The 14,385-nt window shown below is 63.5% G+C and carries 13 protein-coding genes; 5 read left to right on the forward strand and 8 right to left on the reverse strand.

Annotated features, from left to right (window positions below):
* Nucleotides 1-234 precede the first annotated feature (234 nt).
* The gene (locus FJ970_RS05805; protein ID WP_140754954.1) at nt 235-1,503 is read left to right on the forward strand and encodes an SAM-dependent methyltransferase; all 1,269 of its coding nucleotides are present in this window, start codon (nt 235-237) and stop codon (nt 1,501-1,503) included.
* A 12-nt stretch (nt 1,504-1,515) separates the two neighbouring features.
* Here the strand turns inward: FJ970_RS05805 and FJ970_RS05810 are convergent, their stop codons facing one another.
* Nucleotides 1,516-2,262: an MOSC domain-containing protein gene (locus FJ970_RS05810; protein WP_140754952.1), complete on the reverse strand. Its 747-nt coding sequence runs from the start codon at nt 2,260-2,262 to the stop codon at nt 1,516-1,518.
* Nucleotides 2,262-4,217 (reverse strand): acetate--CoA ligase, encoded by a 1,956-nt coding sequence (gene acs, locus FJ970_RS05815; RefSeq protein ID WP_140754950.1) that lies wholly within the window; start codon nt 4,215-4,217, stop codon nt 2,262-2,264. Before acs ends, FJ970_RS05810 begins: the two co-directional genes overlap by 1 nt.
* Before the next feature lie 306 nt (nt 4,218-4,523).
* On the opposite strand from acs, the gene FJ970_RS05820 reads away from it, so the two are divergent.
* Nucleotides 4,524-4,796, forward strand: a complete 273-nt coding sequence (locus tag FJ970_RS05820) for an usg protein (protein WP_023784217.1) — start codon at nt 4,524-4,526, stop codon at nt 4,794-4,796.
* 238 nt (nt 4,797-5,034) lie between these two features.
* Here the strand turns inward: FJ970_RS05820 and FJ970_RS05825 are convergent, their stop codons facing one another.
* Together FJ970_RS05825 and FJ970_RS05830 are read right to left on the reverse strand one after the other, a co-directional pair.
* Nucleotides 5,035-6,069, reverse strand: coding sequence for an aldo/keto reductase (locus FJ970_RS05825; protein WP_140754948.1), 1,035 nt, complete (start codon nt 6,067-6,069; stop codon nt 5,035-5,037).
* 55 nt (nt 6,070-6,124) lie between these two features.
* A complete protein-coding gene (locus FJ970_RS05830) occupies nt 6,125-7,306 on the reverse strand; it encodes an MFS transporter (RefSeq protein ID WP_140754946.1) in 1,182 nt (393 codons plus the stop codon).
* A gap of 122 nt (nt 7,307-7,428) precedes the next feature.
* Here FJ970_RS05830 and FJ970_RS05835 point away from each other — a divergent pair, with 122 nt between their 5' ends.
* Nucleotides 7,429-8,334, forward strand: a complete 906-nt coding sequence (locus FJ970_RS05835; protein ID WP_140754944.1) for a LysR family transcriptional regulator — start codon at nt 7,429-7,431, stop codon at nt 8,332-8,334.
* 61 nt (nt 8,335-8,395) lie between these two features.
* Here FJ970_RS05835 and FJ970_RS05840 read toward each other — a convergent pair whose 3' ends face one another.
* From FJ970_RS05840 to FJ970_RS05855, 4 genes are all read right to left on the reverse strand, one after another.
* Nucleotides 8,396-9,445 carry an aldo/keto reductase gene (locus FJ970_RS05840; RefSeq protein ID WP_140754942.1) on the reverse strand — a complete coding sequence of 350 codons (1,050 nt, stop codon included), beginning with the start codon at nt 9,443-9,445 and terminating at the stop codon, nt 8,396-8,398.
* A 131-nt stretch (nt 9,446-9,576) separates the two neighbouring features.
* On the reverse strand, nt 9,577-9,978 hold the full coding sequence (locus tag FJ970_RS05845) for a type II toxin-antitoxin system VapC family toxin (RefSeq protein WP_140754940.1): 402 nt from the start codon (nt 9,976-9,978) through the stop codon (nt 9,577-9,579).
* Complete coding sequence (locus tag FJ970_RS05850; protein ID WP_023771771.1) at nt 9,978-10,232, reverse strand: type II toxin-antitoxin system Phd/YefM family antitoxin; 255 nt, start codon at nt 10,230-10,232, stop codon at nt 9,978-9,980. The genes FJ970_RS05845 and FJ970_RS05850 overlap by 1 nt, the downstream gene beginning before the upstream one ends.
* A gap of 73 nt (nt 10,233-10,305) precedes the next feature.
* The gene (locus tag FJ970_RS05855) at nt 10,306-10,968 is read right to left on the reverse strand and encodes a YggS family pyridoxal phosphate-dependent enzyme (protein WP_140754938.1); all 663 of its coding nucleotides are present in this window, start codon (nt 10,966-10,968) and stop codon (nt 10,306-10,308) included.
* A gap of 154 nt (nt 10,969-11,122) precedes the next feature.
* Between FJ970_RS05855 and leuS the strand changes: the two genes are divergently transcribed.
* On the forward strand, nt 11,123-13,747 hold the full coding sequence (leuS, locus tag FJ970_RS05860) for a leucine--tRNA ligase (RefSeq protein WP_140754936.1): 2,625 nt from the start codon (nt 11,123-11,125) through the stop codon (nt 13,745-13,747).
* Nucleotides 13,734-14,312: an LPS assembly lipoprotein LptE gene (locus tag FJ970_RS05865; protein WP_140754934.1), complete on the forward strand. Its 579-nt coding sequence runs from the start codon at nt 13,734-13,736 to the stop codon at nt 14,310-14,312. Before leuS ends, FJ970_RS05865 begins: the two co-directional genes overlap by 14 nt.
* The last annotated feature ends 73 nt before the right edge of the window (nt 14,313-14,385 follow it).

Consider the following 14,385-nt stretch of genomic DNA (forward strand, 5'->3'; position numbering starts at 1 on the left):
GACTGCTTCCCGAAAGTGCAATCCGCTGAGGCCACGTTCTGGAAAACGAAATCACTCGACATCGGATCACCTCCTTTCGATTTGTTGAACACACCCTCATGATGGGGTGCGTTGCAGCAAATGACAAGTGCCATGCTGAAAAAGGCATCCTTGCCCGAAGATGGCGCCGCATGCTTTGGCTTGCGATCCAGGTCTCAAACGGACAAGATCGAGCCATCGACCGCGGGGAAGGGCATGGACGCCACCGAAAGAGCTGCGCGCATCGTTCGAACGGTAGTCGAGGCGGTGAAGCCCGGCTTCGCGGTCAGGCTGTGGACCGGCGAGCGGATCGGCCCCGCCACCGGCCCCGTGCTGGTCATCAACGACCACGACATTGTCTGGCAGATCGTTCGCCGACCCTCCCTGTCGACCCTCATCGAGATGTGGATTTCCAAGGCAGTCGACATCGAGGATGGATCGCTGTTCGATTTCTACGCCCTGCCTTCAACGGGCAAGCTGCGCTCGAAGCTGAAGGCATTGCCGAAATGGGCGCTTCTGCGTGACTTGCCGGCGGTGCTGTTTTCGAGAAAGCAGATGGCGTCGCGGGTCGATCTCGCTGGTCGCAACCCGTTCGTCAGCGGCTCCAGCAAGGAGGCGATCCAGCATCACTATGATATCTCGAATGCCTTCTACCGGCTCTTTCTCGACGAGCGCATGGTCTATAGCTGCGGGTATTTCCAGGATTTCGCAAACGGCATCGACGAGGCGCAGGTCGACAAGCTCGACCATATCTGCCGCAAGCTTCGGCTGAAACCCGGTGAAAGATTGCTCGACATCGGCTGCGGCTGGGGCGCGATGCTGATCCACGCCGCGAAAAATTACGGTGTCGTCGGACACGGCGTCTCGCTGTCGCAAGCCCAGACCTCACTAGCCCGCGAGCGCATTCGCGCCGAGGGTCTGGAGGACAGGATCACCATCGAGATAAAGTCCTACGCAGAGCTCACCGGCACCTTCGACAAGATATCGTCCATCGGTATGTTCGAGCATCTGGGCCTGGCAAACCATGTCGCCTACTTCTCCGCTGTCCATCGGCTGCTGAAACCGGGCGGCATCTATCTGCATCACGCCATCACGAGGCGCAGCAAAGGCGACATCAAGAAGACCCTGCGCAAGGGGCCGGAATACAAGGCGCTGATCAAATACATCTTCCCGGGTGGCGAGCTCGACACGATCGGCATGACGCTAGGCAATCTCGAAGCACACGGCTTCCTCGTCTACGATGTCGAGAATTTGCGCGAGCACTATGCCCGCACCTGCAGGCTTTGGGCCGAGCGTCTGCAGGCGCGGTTCGGCGAGGCGATCGCCGAGGTCGGCGAAGCCAAGGCGCGGCTGTGGCTGCTTTACCTGAGCGGCTGCTCCATCACCTTCGAACGCGCCTCGGCGCAGATATTCCAGACCGTCGCCACCAAACGCGCGCGAGGCCCGAGCGGCCTGCCACCGACACGGGCGGACCTTTATCGATAGGCTTGGATCGGGTCAGACGAACCGCATCGGCGCGCCGATCTCGACACGGCCGGGCTGGTCGACGGTGCAGTAGACGCCGAGATTGTGGGCGTTGTGGCGAACCAGGTTGCGCAGGATCCCCGGATCATTGTCGAAACCGTCCTGGGCAATGATGGTGAAGCCGCAGCGGCGGCACGGCTCGGAGATGGTCAGGACGAGGTCGCCGATGGCGAGCTTGCGGCCGATCCATTCCGTTTCGGGAAACGAGCCGTCGACCGGAGCCATGTCGACGACGATGTTGGGGCGGAAGCGGCGGGGATCGGCGGCGCCTTGCGGATGCAGCGCCTCCAGCCGCGACAGGGATGCCGTGGTCAGGAGATGGATCGGCGCCTTGCGGTAGCGTTCCGCGGTCAGCGGACCGGCATAGCCTGCCGCATTCTCCCTGCGGAACGGCCGGATCGAGGCGCCGAAGCCGAGATAGGCCGACACGGCGCGGTCGCATTCGGCGCCGGGTGCGGCGAGCCAGTCGCCATCGGGGATGGCGATTTCCAATTCGCCGCTACGGCTCAACCGGGTCCGGATGCGCGGCACCTTGTGCCATTTGGCGTCACGGTCGGGCCGGGCGATTTCATTGTCCGAGATATCGACGAGGCCGAACATACGGTCGCCCTCGATGCTGTCGGTGCCGACCAGGATGGCGTCCTGGCGCTCGCCGGCGAGCGAACTCGCCGGATAGCGCCACAACTGGGTGACGGTGCCCAATGCCGCGTCTTCCCGCATCAGCCCTTCTTGTTCTGACGGTTGGCGACGAGGTCGTCGACCACGGCCGGATCGGCGAGCGTCGAGGTGTCGCCGAGTGCGGAAAAATCGTCCTCGGCTATCTTGCGCAGGATGCGGCGCATGATCTTGCCCGAGCGGGTCTTGGGCAGGCCCGGCGCGAACTGGATCTTGTCGGGCGTGGCGATGGCGCCGATCTCCTTGCGGACGTGGGCGACGAGCTCCTTGCGCAGCTCTTCGGTAGCCTCCATGCCCTTCATCAAGGTCACGTAGCTGTAGATGCCCTGGCCCTTGATGTCATGGGGATAGCCGACGACGGCGGCTTCCGAGACTTTCTCATGGCTGACCAGCGCCGATTCGACTTCGGCCGTGCCCATGCGGTGGCCGGAGACGTTGATGACATCGTCGACACGGCCGGTGATCCAGTAATAGCCGTCCGAATCGCGGCGGCAGCCGTCGCCGGTGAAGTACTTGCCCTTGTAGGTCGAGAAATAGGTCTGCACGAAGCGGTCGTGATCGCCATAGACGGTGCGCATCTGGCCGGGCCAGGAATCGGTGATGCAGAGATTGCCGTCGGCGGCCCCTTCGAGCACCTTACCTTCGCCGTCGACCAGCTGCGGCTTGATGCCGAAGAAGGGCCGCGTCGCCGAGCCTGGCTTGAGGTCGGTGGCGCCCGGCAGCGGCGTGATCAGGATGCCGCCGGTCTCGGTCTGCCACCAGGTGTCGACGATCGGCACCTTGCTGTTGCCGACGACATTGAAATACCACTCCCAGGCTTCCGGATTGATCGGCTCGCCGACCGAGCCCAGCACGCGCAATGACTTGCGCGAGGTCTTCTTCACCGGGTCGTCGCCGGCGCCCATCAGCGCGCGCAACGCCGTCGGGGCGGTGTAGAAGATGTTGACCTTGTGCTTGTCGATGACTTCCCAGAAGCGCGACTGCGAGGGGTAGTTCGGCACGCCCTCGAACATCAGCGTGGTGGCGCCGTTGGCGAGCGGTCCGTAGACGATGTAGCTGTGGCCGGTGACCCAGCCAACATCGGCGGTGCACCAGTAGATGTCACCGTCATGGTAGTCGAAGACATATTGGTGCGTCATCGAGGCATAGACGAGATAGCCGGCGGTGGTGTGCAGCACGCCCTTCGGCTGGCCGGTCGAGCCCGACGTGTAGAGGATGAACAGCGGATCCTCCGCCCTCATCTTCTCCGGCTTGCACTCAGGCCTGACCGTCGCGACTTCGTCATGATACCAGACATCGCGCCCCGGCGCCCAGCCGATCTTGCCGCCCGTGCGGCGCACGACCACGACTGTCTTGACCTTGACATGGTGCTTGGCGGCAACCTCGATCGCCTTGTCGGTGTTGTCCTTGAGAGGAATGGGCTTGCCGCCGCGCAGGCCTTCATCCGATGTGATGACGAAGGTCGATTCGCAGTCGACGATGCGGCCGGCCAAGGCATCCGGCGAAAAGCCGCCGAAGACGACCGAATGGATGGCGCCGATACGCGTGCAGGCCAGCATCGCGTAAGCCGCCTCCGGGATCATCGGCATGTAGATGGTGACGCGGTCGCCTTTCTTGACGCCGTGCTTCTTCATCACATTGGCCAACCGGCAGACATGCTCGTAGAGCTCGTTGTAGGTGATTTTCCTGTCGTCGTAGGGATTGTCGCCTTCCCAGATGATGGCGGTCTGGTCGCCGCGCTTCTTCAGGTGGCGGTCGACGCAATTGTACGAGACATTGGTCTGGCCATCCTCGAACCACTTGATGGAGACCTTGCCGTCGAAGGAGGTGTTCTTGACCTTGGAAAAGGGCTTGAACCAGTCGATGCGCTTGCCGTGCTTGCCCCAGAATTTGTCCGGGTTCTTCACGCTGTCGGCATACCATTTGAGATAGGTGTCATTGTCGATCAGGGCGTTCTTCTTCCACGCCGGCTGGACGCGATGGACATGAGCCTCGGACATTTCTTTGCTTTCCTCCCGAACCAATCCGCCGGCTTGAAACACCCGCGGGATCGCGGCGACGCAGCCGCGAATTCGGCGGCATTATTACCAGTTCCGCCGCGACGGCAACATTAGACGTTGGATTCGCGCGGCGGGATGCCGCAGGGGCGCTTTTCGAGACTGTCAGCACTCGACGCGGTTCGCTGCTAACTGCATGTTTTTGCGTGAAAAGTTCGTTTTGTGATCAAGAAAAATCAATAGACAGTTAAGCAACGGCGCGCACAATTGGTGTTCGGGAGGAAAGGAGAATCAACCTTGGGGACCGCAATGCGCGACCATCTTGAAATGGACCTGATGCTCAAAGGCTACGGCCTGACCACGGCCAAGATTCTTTATCATTTTCCCGACCACCCGCATCTCCTGCAGAGCTTCGTCTGGCAGGACTACGACATCGCTCCGAAGTTTCCTGTGCTGATCCGGTTCATCGAATTCTGGAAGGCCAAGCTCGACGGGCCGCTGCATTCGGTGGTCTACACGCACCAGAAGCTGATCGCGCCGAATGAATGGCGCAAGGTAGATGGGGAATTTGTGCTGCATTGAACGATGGTAACGCGATGATGGCTGTTGAGGTCGGCACCCTACGGCGCCCCCCTCTGTCCTGCCGGACGTCTCCCCCTCAAGTGGGGAGATTGGCTGGTTCGGTGATGCCGCTGCTCCGTCAACGTTCGAAGATTGGCGAAAGCCATCGCGGCATCCGATCTCCCCCCAAGAGGGGGAGATGGCCGGCAGGCCAGAGGGGGGCGCTGTCCCGCGACCTTGCCTGCTAGAGTCCTCGCAATCACACCGCCGGCGGGTTGAGCTGGGCAAAGCCTTCCTGGCGCCGGTACGGAAAGTACGGGTAGGGCGCGGTGACCTCGCTTGCCGCGTCGAGCTTTTTCACCTGCTCCGGCGTCAGTGCCCAACCGACGGCGCCGAGGTTCTGGCGCAGCTGTTCTTCATTGCGGGCGCCGATGATGACGGAGGAGACGGTCGGGCGCTGCAGCAGCCAGTTGATGGCGATTTGGGGCACGGTCTTGCCGGTTTCCTGCGCCACCGCATCGAGCGAATCCACAACCCGATAGAGATGCTCGTCCTCGACCGGCGGGCCGAAGCTCGCGGTCTCGTGCAGCCGGCTCTTTTCCGGCAAGGGCAGGCCACGGCGGATCTTGCCGGTCAGGCGGCCCCAGCCGAGCGGGCTCCACACCAGCGCGCCGACGCCCTGGTCGAGGCCGAGCGGCATCAACTCCCATTCATAGTCGCGGCCGAGCAGAGAATAGTAGACCTGATGCGCGACATAGCGTGGGTAGCCGTGCTTCTCCGCCAGGCCGAGCGACTTCATCACTTGCCAGCCGGAGAAGTTGGAGACGCCGACATAGCGCAGCTTGCCGGCGCGCACGAGCCCGTCCAGCGCCGACAGAACTTCCTCGATCGGCGTCCCGGCATCGAAGGCGTGCAGTTGCAGCAGGTCGACATAGTCGGTGCCGAGGCGCTTCAGCGCGGCGTCCACCGACTTGATCAGCCGTGAGCGCGACGAGCCATAGTCGGCCGGCCCGTCGCCCATCGGCAGCGCGGTCTTGGTCGAGATCAGAACCGCGTCGCGGCGGCCCTTGATCGCCTCGCCGAGCACTTCTTCCGAGGCGCCATTCGAATAGACATCGGCGGTGTCGAAGAGGTTGACGCCGGCCTCGAGGCAGATGTCGATAAGCCGCCGCGCTTCTTGCGCGTCGCTGTTTCCCCAGGCGCCGAACAGCGGGCCGGAACCGCCAAAGGTTCCGGCGCCGAATGAGAGCGCCGGGACTTTCAGGCCCGATGCGCCGAGATGTCGATAGTCCATTTTCTTGCTCCTGGTGGTTTGTGGATGGGTGAGGCGATTCGGGTGTCGGCCGATGTCACGACCGGACAGGGGCAGGCGCGCCGAGCCTGGCGCCGCGATCGAGGCGCAGCGCCAGGCCGGCCACGGCGAGTGCCGCGAGCGGCAGCAGGGCGGCGACCCAGGTGAGCGAACCCAGCCCAAGGCCATGGGCGATGACCGCGCCGCCAAGCCAGGCGCCGGCCGCATTGCCGAGATTGAAGGCGGCGATGTTGAACGATGAGGCCAGGCTCTGGCCGGCGCCTTGCGCTTTCTCCAGCACCCACATCTGCAGCGGCGCCACGGTGGCGAAGGCGGCGGCACCGAGCAGGCCGACATAGATCACGGCCATGGCCTGGCTGTGGATGGCGAAGCTCATCGTGGCAAGCACCAGCGCCAGCACCACGAGGCTGCCGAGCACCGCCGGCACCAGCCAGCGATCGGCGGCCTTGCCACCGGCGAGATTGCCGGCGACGAGGCCACCGCCGAAGACGAGCAGGATCGGCGACACGGCCGCTTCCCTGAAGCCGCTGATCTCGGTGAGCAACGGGGCGATATAGGTGAAGACGGCGAAGACGCCGGCATAGCCGAGCACCGTGGTGGCGAGGCCGAGCAGGACGGGTGTGCGGCGCAGCACGGCGAGATCGGCGCGCCAGTCGCTCTTCTCGAGCGCGGCCTGGCCGCGCGGCACCAGGGCCAGGATGACGGCGAAGGCCGCGAGGCCGACCGCGGTCACCGCCCAGAAGGCCGCGCGCCAGCCAAAGGCCTGGCCGAGCCAGGTGCCGAAGGGCACGCCGAGGATGTTGGCGATGGTCAGGCCGGTGAACATCAGCGCGATCGCCGAAGCCTTCCTGTTGGGCGCGACCAGACCAGTTGCGACCACCGAGCCAACGCCGAAGAAAGTGCCATGGGCAAAGGCGGTGATGGTGCGGGCACCCATCAGCGTCCAGTAATCGGGCGCCAGCGCACAGGCGAGGTTGCCAATCGTGAAGATCGCCATCAGCGCCAGCAGTACGGTTTTGCGCGGCCAGTTGCCGGTGGCGATGGTCAACAAGGGTGCACCGATGACGACGCCCAGTGCATAGCCGGAAATCAGCTGGCCGGCGGCGGAGATCGAGACGCCGAGGTCCTTGCTGACATCGATGAGCAGGCCCATGATGACGAATTCGGTGACACCGATGCCAAAGGCACCGGCAGCGAGGGCATAGAGAGCAAGAGGCATGGCGGTTGGTCCCATCTGTCGGCAAAGGACGCCCAGCGTGCGCCCCGGCCCGGAAGATCGTGGTCCACCATGTTGTGAACCAGACTTGCCCAAGGCATACTTCCTGTGAAATAGATTCACAGATGGCTCGGCCCGACATCAACCGCTCCGGCGAGATCGAAGTGTTCGTGCGTGTCGTCGAGGCGGGGAGCTTCTCGGCCGCGGCGCGGCGGCTGCGCATGACACCGTCGGCGGTGAGCAAGCTGATCGCGCGGCTCGAAACCCGGCTTGGCGCGCGGCTTGTCAGCCGCTCGACGCGCAAGCTCCAGCTCACGCCGGAAGGAACGGCCTTCTACGACAGCGGCGTGCGCGTGCTCGCCGACATGGATAAGGCCGAGCGTGAAGCCGCGGCAGGAGCCGCGCCGCGTGGAAGGCTGAGGGTCAACAGCTACGTGCCGTTCGGCCAACACCGGCTAATGGCGCTGCTACCGCGCTTTCTGGAACGCTATCCCGAAATTTCCGTCGAGGCCGTGCTGACCGACAGCGTGATCGACCTGTTGGAAGAGCGCGCCGATATCGCCATACGCGCCGGGCCGCTGCGCGAGTCACGACTGGTAGCCCGCAAGCTCGGTCAGAGCCGGATGGTGGTGGTTGCCGCGCCCGCCTATCTCCAAGCGCGCGGCACGCCGCTGACGCCCGGCGATCTCGGTCGTCACAACATGCTTGCCTTCGGTTTCGTCCGATACATCGACGGCTGGCCGTTCATCGACACGGCCGGAGCACCGGTCATGATCCCGATCGCAGGCACCGCCACGGTGAGCGACGGCGAGGCGATGCGGCTATCCGCACTGTCAGGGGCGGGCATTGCGCGGCTGGCGCGCTGGCATGTCGAGCCCGACATTGCCGCCGGCCGGCTGGTGCCGATGCTGGAAGACTTCAACCCCGGCGACGAAGAGCCGACCCATGCCGTGTATGTCGGCCAGGGCAAACACCTGCCTGCAAGGGTGCGGGCCTTTCTCGACTTTCTTGCCGAGACCGTCCGGCTGTAACCGAAGCCGCGCGTCCAGGGGACACGCGGCGTCGAAAAGGCCGGCCTGCTCGCGGTACGAACTATGCCTTCGGGACGAAAGGCGGCGGACGACGGCCGGCGCTCTGGCGGTCGACCATCCAGCCGGGATATTCGGACGGCAAGGCGCTCACTTCGTCCAGCCTGGCGAGGTCGTCGGCATCGAGCTCGAGGCTGGTGGCGGCAAGGTTCTGCTCGAGTTGGTCCATGCGGCTGGCGCCGATGATCACGCTCATCACGAAAGGCTTGGCCAGGACATAGCCGAGCGCCACGGTGGCGACGCCGACATCATGCTTCTTGGCGATCTCGCGCATGACGGCGACCGACGCCCAGGCGCGGTCCTCGTTGACCGGAGGGAAGTTGAAAGACGCTCGGCGGCCCTCGCCATTGCCCGGCGCGCCGGGGCCGTATTTGCCGGACAGCAGCCCGCCGGCCATGGGCGACCACACCATCAGGCCGAGCTTCTCCTCGTTGATCAGCGGCACGATCTCGCGTTCGAGGTCGCGGCCGGCGATCGAGTAATAGGACTGGATGGTCTCGAAGCGGGCAAAGCCCTTGCTGTCGGCGATGCCGAGCGCCTTGGCGATGCGCCAGGCCTGCCAGTTGGAGACACCGACATAGCGAACCTTGCCGCTGGAGACGAGATCATCGAGTGCCCGCAGCGTTTCGTCGATCGGCGTCACCGCGTCGGCGCCGTGCAACTGATAGAGATCGATATGGTCGAGCTGCAGCCGTTCGAGGCTGGCATCGACCGAATCCATGATGTGGCCGCGCGAGGAGCCGCGCTGGTTCGGGCCTTCACCCATGGCGCCATGAACCTTGGTGGCGATGACCACATTCGACCTGAGAACACCGAGATCCCTAAGCGACTGGCCGAGCAGGCGTTCGGACTCGCCAACGGAATAGACGTCGGCCGTGTCGAAGAAGTTGACGCCGGCGGCGATCGAGCGGCCAACGATCTCGTTGACGCCCTTCTGGTCGAGGCTGGCGATCAGGCCCCATTGGGCATTCTGGCCGGCGGCGCCGAAGGTCATGGTGCCGAGGCAAAGTTCGGAGACGAAAAGCCCGGTATTTCCAAGCTGATTGTAACGCATGGCGAAAGCTCCAGGAGAATATGTGGTGACACCGAGACAAATAGGAACGGTACGTTTCGTTTCCAGTGCTGGCATAATGGCCCTGCGGATCAGGCCTAACGATATGGTGCATTCCGAGCGGAAAGGAACGCTTAGACGTCCCAGGGATTGAGCACCGTCACGCCAGTATCTTCAAAGTCTGTGACATTGCGAGTTACCAGAATGAGGTCATGGACAAGTGCGGTTGCCGCGATGAGCGTGTCAGCGCTGCCTCGTGTCCGACCGGCGGTGATGCGGTCCCAAGTCAATGCCACGTCTTCCGTGACAGCAAGGATACGGTCGGCGTTGTCACGCCGAAGCTCCCGTAGCCATAAATCGAGGCGTGTCGCCTTTTCGGAATCGACCTTGCCCAGCTTGACGATCCCACGCTCGATTTCACCAAGGGTAATGACGCTGAGGTTGACCGATGTTGGATCCACCGAAGCCAGCCATTCAGTCGGCCTATGCAGCCGCCTCTGCACATCGGAAACGATGTTCGTATCGAGCAGATACATCAGAGATCGACGTTCCGGATCATCGTTTCCGGGCGACGGTTGACCTCCTCGGCGAAATCGTCGTCCCAAACCGGGCCAGTCAAAAGATACTCAGCCAACGACTTCTTTTTTCCAGCCAGACGGTCGTAATCCTCGGCGGAGAGTACCACTGCGGCACGCTCGCCGCGCAGAGTTACCGTCTGCGGTCCCTCGCTGCGCGCGCGTTGGACCAGCTTGGAGAAATTGTTTTTTGCGTCTTGAAGGTGCCAGTTCATAGAATGCTTCCTAGCTAGCTTGGCTAGATATAGATCTGACTCATAATGCAGCAAGCCGGAGGTTCGGGCAGGACTACCTGCTTCCAAAAATCGCCGAACCGACCCTGACGCTGGTGGCGCCGAAGGCGATCGCGGTCTCGTAGTCGCCGGACATGCCCATCGACAGTTTGGCGATGCCCGCTTCCTTGCCGAGCTTCTCCAACAAGGCGAAATGCGGGCCGGGGTTTTCGTCGGCCGGCGGAATACACATCAGGCCTTCGATGGCGAGGCCGTGGACTTCCCGGCAACGCTTGACGAAGGCGACCGCCTCGCGCGGTTCGATGCCGGCCTTCTGCGGTTCGGAGCCGGTGTTCACCTGGACATAGAGCTTTGGCGCACGGCCTTGCCTGGCGATTTCCTTGGCGAGTTCGGCGGCGATCTTGTCGCGGTCGATGGTCTCGATGACGTCGAACAGCGCCACCGCCTCCCTGGCCTTGTTCGACTGGAGCGGGCCGATCAGGTGCAGTTCGATATCGGGGGAAGCTTCCTTCAGGGCGGGCCATTTGCCCTGTGCTTCCTGGACGCGGTTCTCGCCGAAGACGCGCTGGCCGGCCTCGATCACCGGTTGGATATCGGCGGCGTCGAAGGTCTTGGAGACCGCCACCAGCGTCACCGCGCCGGCTTCACGGCCGGCTTCCTGCTCGGCGGCGGCGATCTTCGCCCTGACCGCGAAAAACTGCTGAACGGTGTCGCCCATATGCAAATCCCGCTGTTTTTGGCCCGCGTTTTTGTCAGCCGCGATGCCCATATGGTTGACGGGTTTGCCAAAGCATGGTGAACACCCGGACCACATTTCGTGAACTGCCGGGCTCTTGCCCGCAGTCCGCATGCTTTTAAGTGAAAAACGTCCCATGGCAACCGAACGATACAATCCGCGCGCGTCAGAGCCCAAATGGCAGAAGGCCTGGGCCGAAAAGAAGCTTTTCGAAGCGCACAATGACGATCCGCGCCCGAAATACTACGTGCTGGAGATGTTTCCCTACCCGTCGGGGCGCATCCATATCGGCCATACCCGCAATTATACGATGGGCGACGTGGTGGCGCGCTACAAGCGGGCCAAGGGCTTCAACGTGCTGCATCCGATGGGCTGGGACGCCTTCGGCATGCCGGCCGAGAACGCGGCCATGCAGAACAAGGTCCATCCCAAGGAGTGGACCTACCAGAACATCGCCACCATGCGCGAGCAGCTCAAGGTGATGGGCCTGTCGCTGGACTGGGCGCGCGAATTCGCCACCTGCGACGTCGATTACTACCACCGCCAGCAGATGCTGTTCCTCGACTTCGTCGCGAAGGGGCTGGTGACGCGCAAATCCTCCAAGGTCAACTGGGACCCGGAGGACATGACAGTGCTCGCCAACGAGCAGGTCATCGACGGGCGCGGCTGGCGCTCCGGCGCGCTGGTCGAACAGCGCGAGCTGACGCAGTGGTTCTTCAAGATCACCGATTTCGCGCAGGACCTGCTGGATTCGCTCGACGGCCTCGACGAATGGCCCGAAAAAGTGAAGCTGATGCAGCAGAACTGGATCGGCCGTTCGGAAGGCTTGCTGATCCGCTGGCCGCTGGCCTCGGAAATTGCCGGCGAGCATGAGCTGGAAGTCTATACGACGCGGCCCGACACCATTTTCGGTGCTTCCTTCATGGCGATCGCCGCCGATCATCCGCTGGCCAAGAAGGCCGCGGAGACCGATCCGGCGCTGGCGAAGTTCATCGACGAAGTGCGCCATATGGGCACTTCGGTGGCGGCGCTGGAGACGGCCGAGAAGAAGGGTTTTGACACCGGTATCCGCGTCGTCCATCCCTTCGACGATACCTGGACGCTGCCGGTCTATGTCGCCAATTTCGTGCTGATGGAATACGGCACCGGCGCCATCTTCGGCTGCCCGGCGCATGACCAGCGCGACCTCGACTTCGCCAACAAATACGGCTTGCCGGTGGTGCCGGTGGTGATGCCGGACGGCGAGAACCCGTCGGCTTTCCAGATCATCGACGAGGCCTATGTCGACGATGGTGCGATGATCAATTCGCGCTTCCTCGACGGCATGAAGCCGGACCGGGCTTTCGACGAGGTCGCGAATCTGCTGGAACAGAAGACGATCGGCAACCGGCCGATGGCCGAGCGCAAGGTGAATTTCCGCCTGCGCGACTGGGGCATTTCGCGCCAGCGCTACTGGGGCTGCCCGATCCCGATGATCCATTGCGAGGATTGCGGCGTGGTGCCGGTGCCGAAGGCCGACCTGCCGGTCAAGCTGCCGGACGATGTCGATTTCGACCGGCCGGGCAATCCGCTCGACCGGCATCCGACATGGCGGCATGTAAAGTGCCCGCAATGCGGCCAGGACGCCCGGCGCGAAACCGACACGATGGACACGTTCGTCGACTCGTCCTGGTATTTCGCCCGTTTTACGGCACCCTGGGCGCATGATCCGACCGATCCCAAGGCGGCGAACGAGTGGCTGGCGGTCGACCAGTATATTGGCGGCATCGAGCATGCGATCCTGCATCTGCTCTATTCGCGTTTCTTCACCCGCGCCATGCGCGAGACCGGCCATGTCGACCTGGCCGAACCGTTCAAGGGCCTGTTCACGCAAGGCATGGTGGTGCACGAAACCTACCGCGTCGGCACGGCATCGAATGGCCGCTGGCTGGCGCCGACCGAAGTGCGGCTGGAGGATGTCGACGGCAAGCGCCGCGCCATCGACATCGCCACCGGCGAGGCGGTCACCATCGGCCCGCTCGAGAAGATGTCGAAGTCGAAGAAGAACACGGTGAGCCCGGAAGACATCACCGACGGCTACGGCGCCGACACGGCGCGCTGGTTCATGCTGTCGGATTCTCCGCCCGAACGCGATGTCGAGTGGACCGACGACGGTGCCGCCGGCGCGCATCGCTTCATGCAGCGCATCTGGCGGCTGGTGTCGACGGCGGCCGAGACGCTGGCAGGGGTCACGCCCAAGGCGGCCAATGATGGCGAGGCCGGGGCCGTTTCCAAGGCCGCGCACAAAATCCTGAAGGCGGTCGGCGAAGACATCGAAAAGCTCGCCTTCAACCGTGCCATCGCCCGCATCTATGAACTGGCCAACGCGCTGACCACCCCGCTCAACGAGGTGGCGGAAGGCAAGGCCGATCCGGTACTGAAAAGCGCGTGCCGGGAGGCCGTCGAGATCATGGTGCACCTGATCGCGCCTGTCATGCCGCACCTTGCCGAAGAGTGCTGGGAGACGCTGGGCGGCATCGATCTGGTCGCCGAACGGCCGTGGCCGGTCTTCGATTCGGCGCTGGTCGTCGACAACGAAGTCACCTATCCGGTGCAGGTCAACGGCAAGAAGCGGGGGGATTTGACAATTGCCCGCGACGCGGACCAAGGTGCGGTCGAAAAAGCGGCCTTGGCTCTCGACTTCGTGCAGAAAGCACTTGAAGGCAAGGCTCCGCGCAAGGTGATCATCGTGCCGCAGAGGATCGTCAATGTCGTTGCCTGATCGGGAAAAGACAGAGTTGAGCCGTTTGCTGCGCCGCATCGCGCTTGCCGGCCTTGTCGGCTCGCTTGCGCTCGTCTCGGCCTGCCAGGTGCGGCCGCTCTATTCGAGCGCGCCGCTGTCGACCGGCTCCACCGCGAACGCCGAGTTGGCGTCGATCGCCGTCAAGCCGGTCCGGACGCGTTATGCCCAGCAGGTGCGCAACAACCTGATCTTCGGGTTCGGGCGCGGCGCCGGCGAACCGGCTTCGCCGCTTTATTCGCTCGATCTCAGCGTGACCGAAGCCGTTGAATCCTCGGCGCTGGTCCAGGTTGGAACCGATCAAGACGAGCCGACCGCCGGTTCGGTGACGCTGACCTCCGGCTACACGCTGACCGATGCGAAAACCGGCGCGGTGATCGCGGTCGGCAAGCGGGCGATCACCTCGTCCTTCGACAGGCCGCGTCAAGAGTTTGCTTCCTACCGGGCGCAGATCGATGCCGAGAACCGTGCCGCGCGCGAACTGGCCGAAGCCCTGCAACTGTCCATCGCCCAGGATCTGGCCCGGCACGGCAAGACGGCCAGCTAGCGCTACTCTTCGTTCCGAAAGACGTCCTCCTCTCGATCCTGGTGCCGGCCGTTTCCCGATAGTCAAGGCCGGC

It is taken from the genome of Mesorhizobium sp. B2-1-8 (assembly GCF_006442545.2).
Lineage (GTDB): Bacteria > Pseudomonadota > Alphaproteobacteria > Rhizobiales > Rhizobiaceae > Mesorhizobium.